Annotated in this window: 20 protein-coding genes; 13 read left to right on the forward strand and 7 right to left on the reverse strand. The window is 72.2% G+C overall.

Annotation, left to right across the window (positions count from 1 at the left end; genetic code table 11):
- The first annotated feature begins 17 nt into the window (after positions 1 to 17).
- Positions 18 to 1,175 carry an amidohydrolase family protein gene (locus ACIBEJ_RS24730; RefSeq protein WP_397185156.1) on the forward strand — a complete coding sequence of 386 codons (1,158 nt, stop codon included), beginning with the start codon at positions 18 to 20 and terminating at the stop codon, positions 1,173 to 1,175.
- Here ACIBEJ_RS24730 and ACIBEJ_RS24735 read toward each other — a convergent pair.
- A complete protein-coding gene (locus ACIBEJ_RS24735; protein WP_397185157.1) occupies positions 1,156 to 1,317 on the reverse strand; it encodes a hypothetical protein in 162 nt (53 codons plus the stop codon). The genes ACIBEJ_RS24730 and ACIBEJ_RS24735 overlap by 20 nt on opposite strands.
- Positions 1,318 to 1,364: 47 nt before the next feature.
- Between ACIBEJ_RS24735 and ACIBEJ_RS24740 the strand changes: the two genes are divergently transcribed.
- Together ACIBEJ_RS24740 and ACIBEJ_RS24745 are read left to right on the forward strand one after the other, a co-directional pair.
- Complete coding sequence (locus ACIBEJ_RS24740) at positions 1,365 to 2,768, forward strand: PLP-dependent aminotransferase family protein (protein ID WP_397185158.1); 1,404 nt, start codon at positions 1,365 to 1,367, stop codon at positions 2,766 to 2,768.
- Between the two features lie 16 nt (positions 2,769 to 2,784).
- A complete protein-coding gene (locus tag ACIBEJ_RS24745) occupies positions 2,785 to 3,777 on the forward strand; it encodes a saccharopine dehydrogenase NADP-binding domain-containing protein (RefSeq protein WP_397185159.1) in 993 nt (330 codons plus the stop codon).
- On the opposite strand, the gene ACIBEJ_RS24750 is transcribed toward ACIBEJ_RS24745, so the two are convergent.
- Positions 3,749 to 4,201 (reverse strand): DUF2000 domain-containing protein, encoded by a 453-nt coding sequence (locus ACIBEJ_RS24750; protein WP_397185160.1) that lies wholly within the window; start codon positions 4,199 to 4,201, stop codon positions 3,749 to 3,751. The genes ACIBEJ_RS24745 and ACIBEJ_RS24750 overlap by 29 nt on opposite strands.
- Before the next feature lie 115 nt (positions 4,202 to 4,316).
- Between ACIBEJ_RS24750 and ACIBEJ_RS24755 the strand changes: the two genes are divergently transcribed.
- The 5 genes from ACIBEJ_RS24755 (at position 4,317) to ACIBEJ_RS24775 (ending at position 8,302) form a co-directional block, all read left to right on the forward strand.
- Positions 4,317 to 4,811, forward strand: coding sequence for an Lrp/AsnC family transcriptional regulator (locus tag ACIBEJ_RS24755; protein ID WP_397185161.1), 495 nt, complete (start codon positions 4,317 to 4,319; stop codon positions 4,809 to 4,811).
- A gap of 98 nt (positions 4,812 to 4,909) precedes the next feature.
- A complete protein-coding gene (locus ACIBEJ_RS24760) occupies positions 4,910 to 5,755 on the forward strand; it encodes an SDR family NAD(P)-dependent oxidoreductase (RefSeq protein WP_397185162.1) in 846 nt (281 codons plus the stop codon).
- The gene (locus ACIBEJ_RS24765; RefSeq protein ID WP_397185163.1) at positions 5,752 to 6,933 is read left to right on the forward strand and encodes an NAD(P)/FAD-dependent oxidoreductase; all 1,182 of its coding nucleotides are present in this window, start codon (positions 5,752 to 5,754) and stop codon (positions 6,931 to 6,933) included. The genes ACIBEJ_RS24760 and ACIBEJ_RS24765 overlap by 4 nt, the downstream gene beginning before the upstream one ends.
- A complete protein-coding gene (locus ACIBEJ_RS24770) occupies positions 6,930 to 8,114 on the forward strand; it encodes a cytochrome P450 (protein WP_397185164.1) in 1,185 nt (394 codons plus the stop codon). The genes ACIBEJ_RS24765 and ACIBEJ_RS24770 overlap by 4 nt, the downstream gene beginning before the upstream one ends.
- The gene (locus ACIBEJ_RS24775) at positions 8,111 to 8,302 is read left to right on the forward strand and encodes a ferredoxin (protein ID WP_397185165.1); all 192 of its coding nucleotides are present in this window, start codon (positions 8,111 to 8,113) and stop codon (positions 8,300 to 8,302) included. Before ACIBEJ_RS24770 ends, ACIBEJ_RS24775 begins: the two co-directional genes overlap by 4 nt.
- 3 nt (positions 8,303 to 8,305) lie before the next feature.
- On the opposite strand, the gene ACIBEJ_RS24780 is transcribed toward ACIBEJ_RS24775, so the two are convergent.
- Entirely contained in the window at positions 8,306 to 8,767 is a 462-nt protein-coding gene (locus tag ACIBEJ_RS24780) for a MarR family winged helix-turn-helix transcriptional regulator (protein ID WP_397185166.1), read from the reverse strand.
- Positions 8,768 to 8,831: 64 nt separating this feature from the next.
- On the opposite strand from ACIBEJ_RS24780, the gene ACIBEJ_RS24785 reads away from it, so the two are divergent.
- Positions 8,832 to 9,572 carry an SDR family NAD(P)-dependent oxidoreductase gene (locus ACIBEJ_RS24785; RefSeq protein ID WP_397185167.1) on the forward strand — a complete coding sequence of 247 codons (741 nt, stop codon included), beginning with the start codon at positions 8,832 to 8,834 and terminating at the stop codon, positions 9,570 to 9,572.
- Between the two features lie 34 nt (positions 9,573 to 9,606).
- Here the strand turns inward: ACIBEJ_RS24785 and ACIBEJ_RS24790 are convergent, their stop codons facing one another.
- Positions 9,607 to 10,059 (reverse strand): hypothetical protein, encoded by a 453-nt coding sequence (locus tag ACIBEJ_RS24790; RefSeq protein ID WP_397185168.1) that lies wholly within the window; start codon positions 10,057 to 10,059, stop codon positions 9,607 to 9,609.
- A gap of 113 nt (positions 10,060 to 10,172) precedes the next feature.
- Between ACIBEJ_RS24790 and ACIBEJ_RS24795 the strand changes: the two genes are divergently transcribed.
- Positions 10,173 to 10,454, forward strand: a complete 282-nt coding sequence (locus ACIBEJ_RS24795; RefSeq protein ID WP_397185169.1) for a hypothetical protein — start codon at positions 10,173 to 10,175, stop codon at positions 10,452 to 10,454.
- Between the two features lie 99 nt (positions 10,455 to 10,553).
- Here the strand turns inward: ACIBEJ_RS24795 and ACIBEJ_RS24800 are convergent, their stop codons facing one another.
- Positions 10,554 to 11,393 (reverse strand): SDR family NAD(P)-dependent oxidoreductase, encoded by an 840-nt coding sequence (locus ACIBEJ_RS24800; protein ID WP_397185170.1) that lies wholly within the window; start codon positions 11,391 to 11,393, stop codon positions 10,554 to 10,556.
- Between the two features lie 110 nt (positions 11,394 to 11,503).
- Here ACIBEJ_RS24800 and ACIBEJ_RS24805 point away from each other — a divergent pair, with 110 nt between their 5' ends.
- Complete coding sequence (locus tag ACIBEJ_RS24805) at positions 11,504 to 12,475, forward strand: AraC family transcriptional regulator ligand-binding domain-containing protein (RefSeq protein WP_397185171.1); 972 nt, start codon at positions 11,504 to 11,506, stop codon at positions 12,473 to 12,475.
- 16 nt (positions 12,476 to 12,491) lie between these two features.
- On the opposite strand, the gene ACIBEJ_RS24810 is transcribed toward ACIBEJ_RS24805, so the two are convergent.
- A complete protein-coding gene (locus tag ACIBEJ_RS24810; RefSeq protein ID WP_397185172.1) occupies positions 12,492 to 12,704 on the reverse strand; it encodes a 4-oxalocrotonate tautomerase family protein in 213 nt (70 codons plus the stop codon).
- Positions 12,705 to 12,815: 111 nt separating this feature from the next.
- Between ACIBEJ_RS24810 and ACIBEJ_RS24815 the strand changes: the two genes are divergently transcribed.
- Together ACIBEJ_RS24815 and ACIBEJ_RS24820 are read left to right on the forward strand one after the other, a co-directional pair.
- Positions 12,816 to 13,865 (forward strand): Kelch repeat-containing protein, encoded by a 1,050-nt coding sequence (locus ACIBEJ_RS24815; RefSeq protein WP_397185173.1) that lies wholly within the window; start codon positions 12,816 to 12,818, stop codon positions 13,863 to 13,865.
- A 78-nt stretch (positions 13,866 to 13,943) separates the two neighbouring features.
- Positions 13,944 to 14,798 (forward strand): helix-turn-helix domain-containing protein, encoded by an 855-nt coding sequence (locus ACIBEJ_RS24820; RefSeq protein WP_397185174.1) that lies wholly within the window; start codon positions 13,944 to 13,946, stop codon positions 14,796 to 14,798.
- On the opposite strand, the gene ACIBEJ_RS24825 is transcribed toward ACIBEJ_RS24820, so the two are convergent.
- The gene (locus ACIBEJ_RS24825; protein ID WP_397185175.1) at positions 14,765 to 15,373 is read right to left on the reverse strand and encodes a hypothetical protein; all 609 of its coding nucleotides are present in this window, start codon (positions 15,371 to 15,373) and stop codon (positions 14,765 to 14,767) included. The genes ACIBEJ_RS24820 and ACIBEJ_RS24825 overlap by 34 nt on opposite strands.
- Between the last annotated feature and the right edge of the window lie 34 nt (positions 15,374 to 15,407).

The raw sequence follows: 15,407 nt of genomic DNA on the forward strand, positions 1-15,407 counted from the left end.
TACAAGAATGAGGTGGGATGAACAGACGCGAGAGCTTGAAACTGGGCGCCCTGGTCGCGATGGCGGCGCCCGCGTTCGCCGCGGAGGGGGTGCTCGTCACCGCTGACCTGATGTTCGACGGGCGGCGGTTCGTCGAAGACGCGGCGGTACTGGTCAGGGACGGCAAGGTGGTGCGGTCCGGGCCGGCGCGGGCCGTGGGCGGCGCCTCGGCCAGGAAGATCGCCCTCGGCGCGGCCACGATCACGCCGGGGATGATCGATCTGCACGTGCACGTCACCCGCAACCACGTGCCCTTCGACCGGGTCCTGCGCCACGGGGTGACGACCGTTCGGGACCTCGGCGGCCAGGTCAAGGGGGGCCCGCAGGGGCCGGGGCGGCTGCGGTACCTGGGTGCGGGGCCGCTGGTCACCGCGCCCGGCGGCTATCCGGTTCCCCTGTACGGAGAGCGGATGGCCGCGGTGGTCGCGGGGGTGGAGTCGGCTCGCCGTACCGTCTCCAGGCTGGTGGACGAGGGGGCGGCGGTCATCAAGATCGCGCTGGAGCCGGGAGGGGAGCCGGGCGCGCCCTGGAGCGGCGGGCACGCGACCACGCCCCCGCCGTGGCCGATGCCGTCGCTTGAGGAGGTCCGCGCCGTCGTGCGAGAGGCGCACCGGCGCGGGCGCAAGGTGAGCGCGCACGTCGGGGAGGAGCGCGGGGCGCGGCTCGCGCTGGCGGCGGGCGTTGACGAATGGGCGCACAGCCCGGCCGCTCCGCTGCCGGGCGACCTGCTGAAGAAGGCCGCCCTCCAGGGGGTACGCGTGATCGGCACCCTCGACACCCAGGCCAGGACCAAGGGCGCGATCGCGAACGCGAGGACGTTCGTCGCCCACGGCGGCACGCTGCTCTACGGCACCGACATGGCCCACCCCGAGATCCCGCACGGGTTCGACTCCCAGGAGCTGAGCCTGATGACGCACGCCGGGCTGTCCCTGGAGCAGGCCCTGGCCGCGGCCACCTCCCTGGCAGGCGAGCACCTGGGTCTGGCGCCGCTCGGCACCCTGCGGCCCGGCGCGCCCGCCGACCTCATCGCCGCCGCCGGTGACGTCCGCAAGGGGCACGGGGGCGTGAAGGAGCTCGAGTTCCCCCTGCTCGTGATGGCGGGCGGGCGCACGGTGGTCACGCCTTCCGGCGGCTGAAGGAGGGGCGGGCCGTGCGCCTGGCCCACAGCGCGATGCCCCACAGCCGTTCGTCCTCCGGCCGATCAGGGTACGCGGCGTCGTCCGCGACCCGCCCCAGGTGATACGTGGTGAGCCCGATCGCCGCGGCAAGGTGTCTCATGCTTCCGACGGTAGGGAGCATCTGGCCCGGAGATATAGTCCAGTTCCATGGCAGATCAGTGGTCCAGATGGGGCCTGGACCTCCATCTCCAGTCCCAGGCGGGACGCGGGCTGCGCGCCGGGATCGAGTACGCCCTGCGTGAGGCGGTGCGCAGCGGCAGGCTCCCCGCCGGAACCCGGCTACCCTCCTCGCGCACCCTCGCCGGCGATCTCGGCGTCGCCCGCGGCACCGTCACCCAGGCGCTGGAACAGCTCGTCGCCGAGGGCTACCTGGAGTCCAGGCCGAGGTCGGGCATCCGCGTGGCGCCCCAGCCCGCCGCCCCGCCCCCGACGATCACCCCGCCACCGCAGGCCACGCTGCCGCCGCTGCGGGGCGTCGACCTGAGATCGGGCTTCCCCGACCTGGCCGCGTTCCCGAGGCGCGCGTGGCTCGCGGCCACCCGGCACGTCATGCAGACCGCGCCCAACACGGCGCTCGGGTACCGCGACCGCGCGGGCGCCGCCGAACTCCGCCACGCGCTGGCCGAATACCTGGGCCGGGCCCGCGGCGTCGTCACCACGCCCGACCACATCGTGATCTGCGCCGGGTACGCCCACGCGCTGCGCCTGGTATCCCAGATGTTCGGGCACCGGGGCGCGATCGCCTTCGAGGACCCGGCGGAGCCCGGGTATCCGCGGCTTGCCGTACATCTGGGACATGAGGCGCGTCGCATCCCCGTCGACCGGGACGGGCTGCTCGTCGAGGCGCTCTCGGACGAGGCGGCGGCGGTCGTCACGCCCGCCCATCAGTACCCGCTCGGGGTCACGCTGAGCCCCGCCCGGCGCGTGGAGCTCGTCTCCTGGGCCAGGCGGACCGGCGGCTTCATCGTCGAGGACGACTACGACGGCGAGTTCCGCTACGACCGTCAGCCCGTCGGCGCGCTGCAGGGCATGGCGCCCGACCGGGTCGTCTACGCGGGCACCACCAGCAAGACCATCGCCCCCGGCCTGCGCCTGGCCTGGCTCGTCCTGCCCGGCAGCCTCCTCACGCCCCTGTGGGAGGCCACGCGCTGGGAGGAGTCCTGCGTCAACGTCATCGACCAGCTCGTCCTCGCCCACCTCATCGAGAACGGCGAGCTCGACCGCCACGTACGGCGCTGCAGGACCCGCTACCGGCGACGCCGTGACCTGCTCGGCCAGGCCGTGACCCGGCGCCTGCCGCAGGCTCGCCTGTCGGGCGTGGCCGCGGGCCTGCACGCCGTCCTTCGCCTGCCCGGGACCGCCGCCCAGGAGCGGGCGCTGCTCGACCGCCTGGCCGCACGCGACATCCACGTGGAGGGCATCTCGTCCTTCTACCACCGGCCGGAGGAGTCCCCGCTGGCCCTCCTGATCGGGTACGCGACCCCGGCCGACCACGCCTACGGCAACGCGCTCAGCGCACTCGTCGAGGAGCTGGCTATTGTTGTAGCGTGACTACAAAAAGTTTCGCATGACCACGATCCTGATCCTCGGCGGCTATGGCGCGGTCGGCCGCGAAGCCGCGTACGCGCTCACCCGTCAGCCCGGCGCCCACGTGATCGTGGCCGGGCGCAACCCCGGAAAGGCCCCGCCCGTCCCCGGAACCGTCACCAGGCGCGTGGACGCCGCCGACCCGGCCGGCCTGGCGCGGGCGCTGGACGGGGTGGACACCGTGCTCATGTGCGCCGAGACCGGCGACGCCCGCGTGGCCCGCGCCTGCGTGGCGCGCGGCGTCGACTACGTGGACGTGACCGCCTCCGCCGGCCTGCTCGCCGAGATCCAGGCCCTGGACGGGCCCGCGCGAGAGCACGGCACGCGGCTCGCGCTCAGCGTCGGCCTGGTCCCCGGCGTCACGAACCTGCTGGCCCGGATCTGCGCCGGACGTTCCCCTTCTGCGGAGTTGCTCATCGGCGTCCTGCTCGGATCGGGGGAGGCGCACGGCCCCGCCGCCCTCGCCTGGACGCTCGACGGGCTCGGCCGCATGGACGGCTCGTGGACGATGCGCTTTCCCGCGCCGTACGGCGACCGCGTCGTTCACCGCTTCCCGTTCTCCGACCAGCACACGCTGCCCGACACCCTGGGCGTGCCCGCCGTCCGCACGGGACTGTGCCTGGACTCGCGCGCCCTCACCCGGCTGCTGTCGGCCGCTGGCCGGCCCGCCGCCCGGCTGCTGCGCCGCCCCCGGGTCCGCGGCCTGCTGCTCAAGCTGCTCGGCGCGGTCCACGTCGGCGGGGACGGCTTCGCCGTGACGGTCCGCGGCGACGGCGTCCAGGTCTCGTTCGCCGGAAGGCGGCAGTCCCGGGCCACCGGCCGGATGGCCGCGCTGCTCATCCGCGGCCTCCCCGGGCTGCCGGCCGGCGCACGCCACGTCGAGCAGCTCGTGGACCCCGTCGCCTTCCTCACCGAGCTGGCCGCCGACGGGTTCACCCTCGATCTCAGCGCAGCAGCGGAAGGCGCCCGGTGAGTCGTTCGACCGCCGCCCGGGGGCCGAACAGGCTGACCGCGAAGTAGGCCGGTTCCTCCGTACGCGCGAGTTCGGCCAGGTAGTCGTCGTAGACGTCGGCCCGCTGCGCGATCGTGGCCATGTCGGAGACCACCAGGCCGGGCTCGGCGGCCGCGTCGTGCCTGATCCTGGCGACGATCGCGGACGGAGCGCCGAGCACCGCGCAGCCCGTCCACGGCAGCCCGGCGTGCGCGAGCCCGGAGGCGTCCACGCCGCCGGAGCCCACGATCGCCGGAACGGCCACGCCGACGGACGCGGCCAGGCAGGCGGCGGCGTTGGCCTGCAGCCCGCGCGGCAGGTCGCGGTCGATCACGATCACCCACTTGACCGCGAGCCGCCTGGTGGGCAGGTCGGTACGCCGGTCGAACTCCTCCAGCACGCTCATCCACGGGCTCCCTTCTCCGAAGTTGTCACAGCAGACTCGCCGCCCGATCGAGGTTCCGACAACCCGAGCAGGCTTCTACCGAAGGAAGTTCGGAAAACGGTGGCAGGATGCGTACGTGGACGAACTTGATACGGCGATCCTCGTCGAGTTGCAGCGCGACGGCCGGCAGACCAACCGCGAACTGGCCGAGCGCCTCGGCATCGCGCCCTCGACCTGCCTGGAGCGGGTGCGCTCGCTGCGCTCGGCCGGGGTCATCGAGGGCTTCCACGCCGAGGTCAGCCTGGAGGCGATCGGCCGCCCGGTGCAGGCGCTGATCAACGTGCGCCTGCACCCGAAGATCCGCGAGGCCGTGGAGGGGTTCCGCGACTACGTCGCCGCCCTGCCCGAGACGCTGGCCGTGTTCGTCGTGTCGGGCGGGGACGACTTCATCATCCAGGTGGGCGTGCGCGACGCGGGCCACCTGCGCGACTTCGTGCTCGACCACGTCTCGCGGCACCGCAACATCGCCGACGTGCGCACGTCGCTGGTCTACGACCACATCCGCAAGACGTCGGTCGAGGTGCTGCCCCCCGAGCGTCCCTCGGGCCCGCGTACGCGCCGCAGACGCTGAGGCCCGGGTGACGCACGTCACACGGGCGTGCAGTCACAAAGCCCAGGCCGCGAACGCCGCATGGTCAGACGCCACCCCAACAGGAACGGGAAGTCACCATGAGCAAGGTCTGGTTCGTCACCGGTTCGTCGCGCGGCCTGGGCCGTGAATTCGTCGAGGCCGCCCTGGCGCGCGGCGACAGGGTCGCCGCGACCGCCCGGACCACCACAAGCCTGGACGAGCTTGTCACCACGTACGGCGAGGCCGTCCTCCCGCTGGAAACGGACGTCACGGACAGGGCCGCCGTCCTCGACAGTGTGAAGCGGGCCCACGGCCACTTCGGCCGGCTCGACGTCATCGTGAACAACGCCGCCTACGCCTTGGTCGGCGCGGTCGAGGAGATCACCGGGCAGCAGTTGCGCGAGCAGTTGGAGACCAACCTCTTCGGCGCGTTGTGGGTGATCCAGGCGGCGCTGCCGTACCTGCGTGAGCAAGGCGGAGGGCACATCGTCCAGCTCTCCTCGGCGGCGGGGCTCATGGCGATGCCGCTCAGCGGCGCCTACAGCGCCTCGAAGTGGGCCCTCGAAGCGCTGAACGAGTCCCTGGCCCAGGAGGTCGCCGGCTTCGGGATCAAGGTGACCGTCATCGAGCCCGGCGGATTCGCCACCCGGTCCGGCAAGAACCCCGACCCCCTCAAGAACGGCCACCTGGCCGAGCCCAGCCCGATCTACGACGGCCTGCGCGAGCGCATCGCCGCCTTCGCGGGCAAGCAGCCGGCCGGCGACCCCGCCGCCGCGGCCCAGACCCTCCTCAAGATCGTCGACTCGCCCAGCCCGCCCCTGCGGGTGCTCTTCGGCCAGGGCTTCTACCCGATGCTCCAGCAGGTCTACGCCGACCGGCTCAAGGGCTGGGCCGACTCGCAGGACCTGTCGGCGCAGGCGCACGGCGAGGGGATCCGCGCATGAGGCATCGCATCGTCGTCCTCGGCGCCGGATACGCCGGGGCCTACGCGGCCGGGAACCTGGCCCGCCGGCTGTCCCCGGCCGACGCCGGGATCACCGTGGTCAACGCCGTGCCGGAGTTCGTCCAGCGGATGCGGATGCCCCAGGTGGCCGCAGGAAAGGACATCGAGGCTCCGAAGCTCGCCGACGTCTTCGCGGGCACCGGGGTACGGCTGCGCCTGGCCCGCGTCACCGCCCTCGACCCCGAGCGCCGGGTCGTCACCCTGACCGACGGCGAACTCGGCTACGACACCCTCCTGTACGCGCTCGGCAGCCGCGTCGCCGACCACGGAATCCCCGGCGTGGCCGCGCACGCCCTCGACGTCACCGGCCGGCCCTCGGCGCTGCGCGTGCGCACCCGCCTGGACAGCCTGCACGAGCGGGGCGAAGGGGGCGACGTGGTGCTCGTCGGCGACGGGCTGACCGGCATCGAGACCGCCACCTGGATCGCCGAATCCCGGCCGGGCCTGTCGGTGGCCCTCGTCGCCCGCGGCGAGCTGGGCGCGCGGCTCTCCGCGGGGGCCCGGCGCCACCTGCGTCAGGCGTTCGACCGGCTGGGCATCACCGCCGTCGAGCACACCAGCGTCGAAGCCGTCGAGGCGACCCGGGTGCGGTGCGCCGACGGGACGGCACTGGCCTCCGACGCGACCGTGTGGACGGCCGGGTTCGCGGTCAGCCCCATCGCCGCCGCCGGCGGGCTGGAGGTCACCCGGAACGGGCAGATCATCGTCGATCGCACCATGCGCTCGGTCTCGCACTCCAGCGTCTACGCCATCGGCGACAGCGCGTACGCCATCGGGGACAACGGCCGGCCGCTGCCGATGTCGTGCGCCTCGGCCGGCTACACCGGCAGGCAGGCGATCGAGGCGATCGTGGGACGCCTGACCGGGCGCCAGGTCGCCCATACCAAGCTGGTCTACACCTACAACCACATCAGCCTCGGGCGCCGGGACGGGATCCTGCAACTGGTCGACGCCGAGGGGCGGGCGAAGCCGGCGTACCAGGGCGGGCGCAGGGGCGCTTACGTCAAGGAGGGGATCCTCCGGATGGCGCTGTGGGCCACCTCGCACCCGACCCTCGGCGTGCCCAGGCGCAGGCATCGGCTGACCACACGCGAGCTCATGCGAGAGGTGACGACATGACCATGTCCCTGGAGTACCCCATGCCCCGGTCCTGCCCGTTCGGCCCGCCTCCGCAGTACGCGCAGGTCAGGCAGGAGGCGCCGATCTCCCGGGTGACCCTGCGGGACGGCACGCGGGCGTGGCTGATCACCGGGCACGCCCTCGCGCGGGAGTTCCTGTCCAGCGACAGGATCAGCTCGGACCGCCTGAACCCCGGCTTCCCGCAACTGGTTCCGGGGGTGGCCTCGGTGCCGCTGAAGGGCACGCTCGTCGCCATGGACCCGCCGGAGCACTCCCGGCACCGGCGCATGATCACGAACGAGTTCACCGTCAAGAAGGTCAGGCGGATGCGGCCGGAGATCCAGCGGATCGCCGACCGGGCCATCGACGAGCTGCTCGCCGGCCCGCGGCCCGCCGACCTGGTGGAGGCGCTGTCGCTGCCGGTGCCGTCGCTGGTGATCTGCGAGCTGCTGGGCGTGCCGTACGCCGACCGCGGCCTGTTCCAGGGCCGGACCAAGGTCATCCTCAGCCGCCACTCGACCGTCGAACAGCGGCGGGACGCCGCGATCTGGCTGCGCCGGTACGTCGGTGAGCTGGTCGCGGGCAAGGAGAGCGCGCCGGGCGAGGACCTGCTGAGCCGGCTGATCGGGAAATATCGCGACATCGACGCCTATGACCGCGAGACCCTGACCGGGATCGGGCTCCTGCTGCTGGTCGGCGGGCACGAGACCACCGCCAACATGATCTCGCTGAGCGTGGTCTCGCTGCTGGAGGATCCGGGCCTGCGGGCCGGGCTGCCCGAGCGTGCCCCGCAACTGGTCGAGGAACTGCTGCGCTTCCACTCCATCGTCGACAACGCCACCTCCCGGGTGGTCGTCGAGGACTTCGCGCTGGGCGGCGTCACCTTCCGCGCCGGCGACGGCGTCATCGTGGCGGCCGCGGCCGCCAGCCACGACCCGGAGGTGTTCGCGCGGCCGGACCGGATCGACGTCGAACGGGGCGGGCGGCACCACCTGGCCTTCGGCTTCGGGATCCACCAGTGCCTCGGGCAGAACCTGGCCCGGCTGGAGCTGGAGATCGTGCTGAACACGCTGTTCGCCCGGATCCCGGACCTCGCGCTGGCGGAGCCGGTGGAGCGCCTGCCGTTCAAGACCGACGCGCTCGTCTACGGCATGCACCGGCTGCCGGTGACCTGGCCGTGAAGATCACCCTGGACCAGGACAGGTGCTGCGGTTCCGGCCAGTGCGTGCTGGCCGCCCCCGAGGTCTTCGACCAGCGGGAGGAGGACGGGATCGGGGTCGTGCTGCGTCCGTACGCCGAGGCTGAGCACCACGACTCCGTCCGCGAGGCGGCCCTGACCTGTCCGGGACGGGCGATCTCGATCCAGTGACCTTCAGTCCTCGGTGAGAGGGCCCTCGCCGACGAGGGCGCGCAGGCGGTCGTTGGCGGCTTCGAGCGTGGACAGGGTGATCTCGCGCTCGTCGTCGCCCGCCTCGCCCATGCTCTCCTCGGCGAGTTCGGCCCAGGCCCGTTCGATGCCGGGGATCAGGGCGTGGCCGGCGTCGGTGACCACGATGCGTACCTGGCGCCGGTCGGTGGGGACGGGCTCGCGGCGGAACCAGCCGCCCGACTCCAGCCTGGCCAGCGTGCGGGTGGCGGTCGGCGGCTCGATGCCCACGCTGGCCGCCAGTTCGGAGACCGTCATGCCCTCGCGTTTGCGCGCGAGCAGCCAGAGCAGCACGTCCTGCCCCGGGTGCAGGCCGAGCGCGGCGAGCTTGCGCGCCTTGGCCGCCCGGTAGAGCTTGCTCATCTTGTTCAGCGCCCGGTTCACGCGCATGGCCTCGTCGACGTTCACTCCATCATCCTATCGAGGATGTATAGTCGGCTAATAAGTAGCCGACTAACTATTAGGAGAGCCAATGGATCTCGGACTCGACGGAGCGGTCGTCCTGGTCACGGGCGCGTCGGGCGCGATCGGCCGGGCCATCGCCAGGGCGTACGCGCAGGAAGGCGCCAGGGTGGCGGCCGGCTGGTACGGCAACGAGGAACCCGCCCGCGAGGCGGCGGGCGAGAAGGGCATGACCGTGCGGATCGACCAGAGCGACCCGGCGAGCATGGCGGCCGCCGTGCGCGAGGTGATGCGGACCCTGGGGCCCGTCGCCGTCCTGGTCGCCAACGCGGTCTCCTGGCCCAGCCGGGCGCCGGAGACCTGGGAGAGCCTGGCCGAAGGCTTCACCGTCAACGCCGTCGGCACGCTCACGCTGGTCGACGCCGTCCTGCCCGGCATGCGCGAGGCAGGATGGGGACGCGTCGTGATCATCTCCTCGGACGTGGTCGACCAGCCCGTACCCGCCGGATTCGTCTATCCGGCGGCGAAGGGCGCGCTGGAGACCGCGGTGAACGTGCTCGCGCTGCGGGAGGCGCCGCACGGCATCCTCACCAACGTCGTCAGGCCCGGCTTCACGCTCACCGAGCGGGCGCTGAGCACACCCGGCTTCGGACGGGAGGCCGTCGACTCCGAGTCCGCCAAGACGCCCACCGGCCGCATCTGCACGCCGGAGGACGTCGCCTCCGCCGTCGTCTACCTCGGCTCGGCCGCCAACGGCCACGCCAACGGCGAGACCCTCTCGGTCGCGGGCGGCCGGCACCTGGTGCGCTAGCTCGTCAGCCTCTGCCCTGCTCCACGCGCCGCGGTCAGCTCAGGGTGCAGGAGACGCCCGTGGGGTTGAAGGCCTCGCCGCTGGAGGTCGTCGTCTTGATGACCTTGCCGTCGATGGAGATCGTCCTGATGATGTTGTAGCGCTTCTTCACGCCCAGAGGGTAAGCCCGATACACCTGCCCCGACTTGGTGAACGGCCGGGAATTGCACTGGGCCGTCACCGTCGCCGTGGTGGACTTGCTGAAACCGATCTGGCCGGCGACGAAATCGCGTGACACACCCAGGTTGACCTGGATGGTGCGCTGGACGGAGAACGACCGGGAGATCGAGCAGGTGCCGCCGATCCCGGCCGAACAGCTCGCCAGCATCTTGTTGCGGTTCACGGCGCCGTTGTGGACGCTCGTCACCTTGATCGTGTACTTGGTGCGCGGAATTCCGGGGATGGGCTCGGCGGCGGCGCCCTGCGCCGCGAGCGGAACAACCGCCATGGGAAGTACGGCTAGCGCGACGGCCAATCGTCGAGTTCTGGCCACGGGATCCTCCTTGAGAGCGCCTGCGTCGTCGGGACGGTCACGCTAAAGGAGCGCGGTATATCGCCGGTATGGCCGGCCGCACGCGTCATGTCACATCCGGCCGGCCCTTGTCGACCCGCCCGGCCGAGGCCAAGCCGAGCACCGTGAACAGGCCGCGGAAATACGACTTCAACTCCAAGAAGATACTCAAGCCCGCCGCGAAGCCGGGGGACGCGCAGCGCCATCATCAACACAAGGGTCACCAGGCCAATCTCGGCCCGCAGAACTGGGTCATGGAGCCCGATCCCGAGACGACGGCTACCTGTGGTGCACGCCGGAGCGTGAGCGGCACGGGGAGGCGAGGTCGCTGACCCAGCTCACGGCCCCGAGTGAGTACCTGTACCTCACCTCCGACGAGCGCGGCTCGGTGAGATTGAGCGACAGGCCCGCCTGGTGGTCCTGGAAAGTGGTCACGGAATGAAGGCTCCAGGAGTGTCCAGGAGGGCGGCGGTCTTTTCGTAGACCGTCAGGGCCAGGGCCGCGTTCTGGGCTCGGGGTGAGGGTTCGGTGGGGGCGGTGCCGGTGAAGAAGGCTCCGCTGGGCTCGGGTGGAGGGGTGGCGGTGGCGAGGTGGACCACTGTGCGTACGCCCTCGTCGGGTGTGATCGAGAACGGGCGGAACAGGGGCGCCGTCAGCCGCATGAGCCCGCCGGCGTTGGCGTTCATGCCGGTCCCCTTCACCATGCCGGGATTGGCGTTGTACGCGCGCATGCCCTCGGGCAGGCGCCGCGCCAGTTCCCTGGTGGCCAGGAGCGACAGCAGCTTGCTCGTCGCGTAGACGTGGATCTGCGAGTAGAACCGGTCGCGCCAGGAGGTGCCGGCGACGTCCGGGTCATCAGGGTCGAGCCTGCCGCGTTTCTCCACGAAGGTGGACAGGTTGATGATCCGGGCGTCGGGGGTGAGCGCGCCGTTCGCCAGGAGCGCGTGGGTGAGCAGGAACGGCGCGTGGTGGTTGACGGCGTGGGTGCGCTCCGCGCCGTCGGCGCTCTCCCCATAGCGGGGGAACGCCGCGCCCGCGTTGTTGACGAGCACGTCGACGCGTTCCAGCCTGCTCGCGAGATTCCGGACCTCGGCCCGGATCGACAGGTCGGCCGCCAGCCAGCGGGCCCTTCCCGGCAGCCCGCGTGCCGCGGCCGCCGTACGCTGCTCGTCGCGGCCGACGAGGACGACCTCCATGCCCGCCCGGAGAAGGTGGCGCGCGGCCACCAGCCCGAGCCCGCCCGCGGCACCGGTGATGACGACGGTCTTCATGATGACTCCTTCGGGTTTCCACCGGCGAATGTAGATCGGGGCAGGCCGGTTGCGGAGGCACCGAAACTCGCGCGATCTGTGACCGAAACGCGCATGCTACGGTCCAGGTCATGGGAGTTCCGGCCCACTTTCTGCGTACGGCCGCCGCGGCGGCCGGAGCCGGCCCGCGCCACCCGCTCACCGCCGAGCAGGTGGACTGCGAGCGGGCGGTGGCGGTGATGCGCGCCCTCACCTGCGCCACCGGCGACGAACTGCTGGGCCTCGGCCCCAAACCGGTGCTCCCCGGCACGTTCCGGATGATCGCCCTCGCACTGATCCACGCGCCAGACCTGCGTACCGCGCTGGAGCGGCTGGTCGAGTTCGCGGCGATCACCACCGGCTACACCGCGAGCACGCTCACGGTGGAGGACGGCACGGCCCGCGTCGAGTTCGCCGCGGAAACCGAGGCGAGCCCGCCGGCCGCCGAGATCATGCTCGCCTTGGCCCACCGCTTCCCCGCCTGGCTGGTGGCGCGGCGCATCCCGCTGACCGGCCTGGAGCTGCCGTTCCCGGAACCGGACCACAGCGCCGAGTACGCCCCGATCTTCGGCCTCACCCCGGTCTTCGACGCCCCGGCTGCCTCTCTCAGCTTCGACGCCGGCCACCTGTCCGCCCCCATCGTGCGGGACGAGCGCGAGCTGCTGGCCTACCTTCGCCGCTCCCCGGCCGACCTGATCCACCACCGCGACTACGGCACCACCACGGCCGACCGGGTCCGCAACGTCATCGAACGCGGCGACATGACCACCTGGGCCCGCGCCGAGGACGTGGCCGCCCGGCTGGCCGTCAGCGTCCAGCACATGCGCAGGCTGCTGCGCCAGGAGGGCACCTCCTTCAACCGGATCCGCGAGGAACTGCTGCGCGACCTCGCCGTGGACAGCCTGCGCCGGGGCGGCGAATCGGTCGACGCGCTGTCCCACCGGCTCGGGTTCTCCGAACCCAGCGCGTTCCGCCGCGCCTTCACCCGCTGGGTCGGCAGCCCGCCCGGCGAGTTCCGCCAGAACCCGGTGGCGATCGGCGGCGCCGTACCGGCGAGGCGATGACGCGCGACCGGGATGCTCAGGGCGCGGGTCGCTGGAGCTTGGCGAGGGTCAGGACCTCGCCGCGGATGCCCCAGCCGCCGTCCACGACCTCGTCCACGAGCACCATCGTGTTGTCGCGTACGGCGTCGCCGAACGTGGCGCAGTACAGGTCGGTCACCTTGACGATCAGGTTCTCCTTCTGCTCGGCGGTGAGCGTCCCGGCGGGGACCTTCAGATTCGCGAACGGCATGTGCCTCTCCTTTTCCTTTTCGGTGACACACACCTTCGCCGAGCCGGAAAGGGGTATCCAGGGGCCCGCGGCACCTGGATGGCCGCCCGCCGGTGGGCCAGCGTGGCAAGCATGACGAGACTATGGACGGGCCTGCTGGCCGCCGCCGTGTTCGCCACCGGCCAGGCGCACCCGGGTCATGAGGACGTGCGGGCGAAGACCGTGGCCGCCGATCCGGTGTACGGGCAGGGCTGGCGACGGCTGGCGCCGATCGCGGGCGGTCCCCGGCAGGAACACAGCGTGGCCGCGATCGGCGGGAAGGTCTACGTGCTCGGCGGCGTGCTCAACGCCCCGGGCTTCCCCACCACCGACCGGGCCGAGGTGTACGACACCCGGCGCGGCACCTGGTCGCGGGTGGCGCCGCTGCCGGTGGCCATGAACCACCCCAACGCCGTCGCGGCCGGCGGCCGCGTGTACGTCCTGGGCGGGCTGTCCGGCGGCGCCGCCTGGCGGGCGCTGCCCGACAGCTTCGTCTACGAGCCGCGTACGAACCGCTGGACCCGGTTGCCCCCGGTACCGGCCGGCCTGGCGCGGGGTAGTGCCGCGATCGGTGTCCGAGGCACGAAGATCTACCTCGCCGGCGGCATGCTGACACTCCAGCCCGGACCCGGCGGCCTCCAGGACACCGTGGCCACCGTCTCGTCCTACGACACCGCGACCGGGCGCTGGGAGAAGCTGCCGGATCTGCCGCAGGCGCGCGACCACGTCGGCGGGGCCGTCATCGGCTCGACGTTCTACGTGGTCGGCGGCCGGGACCGGGGACAGGTGAACGTCCGCGCCAACGTCTACGCCCTCGACCTGCGCACCAGCCGCTGGTCGGAACGGGCGCCCATGCCGACCGCGCGGGGTGGCATCGCGGCCGCCGCCGTCGGCGCCAGGATCTACACCTTCGGCGGCGAAGGGCGGCACGACGGCGCCGACCCGAACACCGTCTTCCCCGACGTCGAGGTCTACGACACCGTCCGCGACCGGTGGAAGCGGCTGGCCCCGATGCCGGTCCCGAGGCACGGCACCGCCGCCGTCACCGTGGGCGGAACCGTCTACATCCCGGGCGGCGGCACCGCGGGAGGCGGCGCCCCAGTGGACGTCAGCGACGCCTTCCGGCCCGCAGCCAGGAGCTGACGTCCCCTGGCTGACGGCCGGGAGCCAGGGGGTGACGTCCCCTGGCTCCCGCCGAATCCGGCATGTCACGCTGAGCAGGTGAACCTCACCGAACTCGGCACCTTCCTGCGAACCCGGCGCGCGCGGATCACCCCCGCCGAGGTCGGCCTGATCGGCGGGTCGCGCCGCCGGGTGCCCGGACTGCGCAGGGAGGAGGTCGCCCAGCTCGCGGGCACCTCGGTCGACTACTACATCGAACTGGAGCGAGGCGGGGGAGCGCAGCCCTCGGAGCAGGTCCTGGCCGCGCTCGCCCGCGCGCTCCGCCTGGACGCCGACGAGCGCGAGCACTTGTTCCTGCTGGCCGGCCGTACGCCGCCCGCCGGGCACGGGACGGCCGTGCACGTGCAGCCGGCCATGCTCGCCCTGCTGGACCGGCTCGACTCCACCCCCGCGCGCATCATCACCGACCTGCACGAGACCCTCGCCCAGAACCGGCTGGCCACCGCGCTGATCGGCCCGCCCACGGACGACAGCTACGTCCAGCGCTGGTTCACCGACCCCGCCAGCCGGGCGATCTACCCGGTGGCCGACCATCCGCACCACGCGCGGGTCCTCGTGCACGACCTGCGCGCCGCCGTGGCCAGGCGCGGCCACGACGGGGTGTCCATGGAGATGGTGGTACGGCTGCGCCGTATCAGCGAGGAGTTCGCCGTCCTGTGGGACACCGGCGACGTCGCCGTCCGCCGGGGGGACCGCAAGCGGATCATCCACCCCGAGCTGGGCATCGTCGACATCCACTGCCAGAACCTGTTCAGCGAGGACGGGCGGCAGCGCCTGCAGTTCTACACCGCGCCGGCGGGCAGCGCGGCGGTCGGGCAGTTGCGCCTGCTGTCGGTGATCGGCGTCCAGTCGGGCTGGGCTCACCGAGGCCAGGCGTCGGCCGGGATGTTGTAGAACGTGCGCGACGCCGTCCACCAGTCCCGATCCGTGAAGCGTCCGGTGATCCGCCCGACCACGCACCAGAGCGTGTGCACGTCGTGCTCAAGGTCCCCATCGGGGTCCAGCGCCAGCCCCTCGGTGAACGCCCGATACTCCGGAAGCGACATGTACCCGCCCACCTCGTATGGCGGGTTGACGTCCCCGAGCAGCTCGCCGTCAACGTGCAGATACAGCGGTTCGAGCCCCTCGCCCACCTCGCCCCAGAACTTGATCTGGAAGGCCCGGCGCTTGCCCAGGCTGTCGAACACGCGATGGTTCGACGACAGCCCGAAGACGAACAGATGGGTCCAGCCGGCCGTGTGCGGCCCGATCCAGATCCCCTTCGCCGGCGGACCCTTGTACGTCCCCGCGAGCGTCGCCACGTCGCACTCCACGCGTGAGTCCTCGTCCACGCGGAAGAGCCTGGCCACCTCCGCCGGATCGTCGCCCTCCACCCACAGCGCGTGGAAGCCGAGCTGTAACCCCGCGCCGTGCTCCACCAGCAGATCCCACTGGTTGTCCGCGGGAAGAGCCTGTTCGGTGTTCGTCATGGTGCGCATCCTGTGTCCAAAGGGAATGCGGGGC

The sequence above is a fragment of the Nonomuraea sp. NPDC050790 genome (assembly GCF_044456745.1).
In the GTDB taxonomy this organism is placed as follows: domain Bacteria; phylum Actinomycetota; class Actinomycetes; order Streptosporangiales; family Streptosporangiaceae; genus Nonomuraea.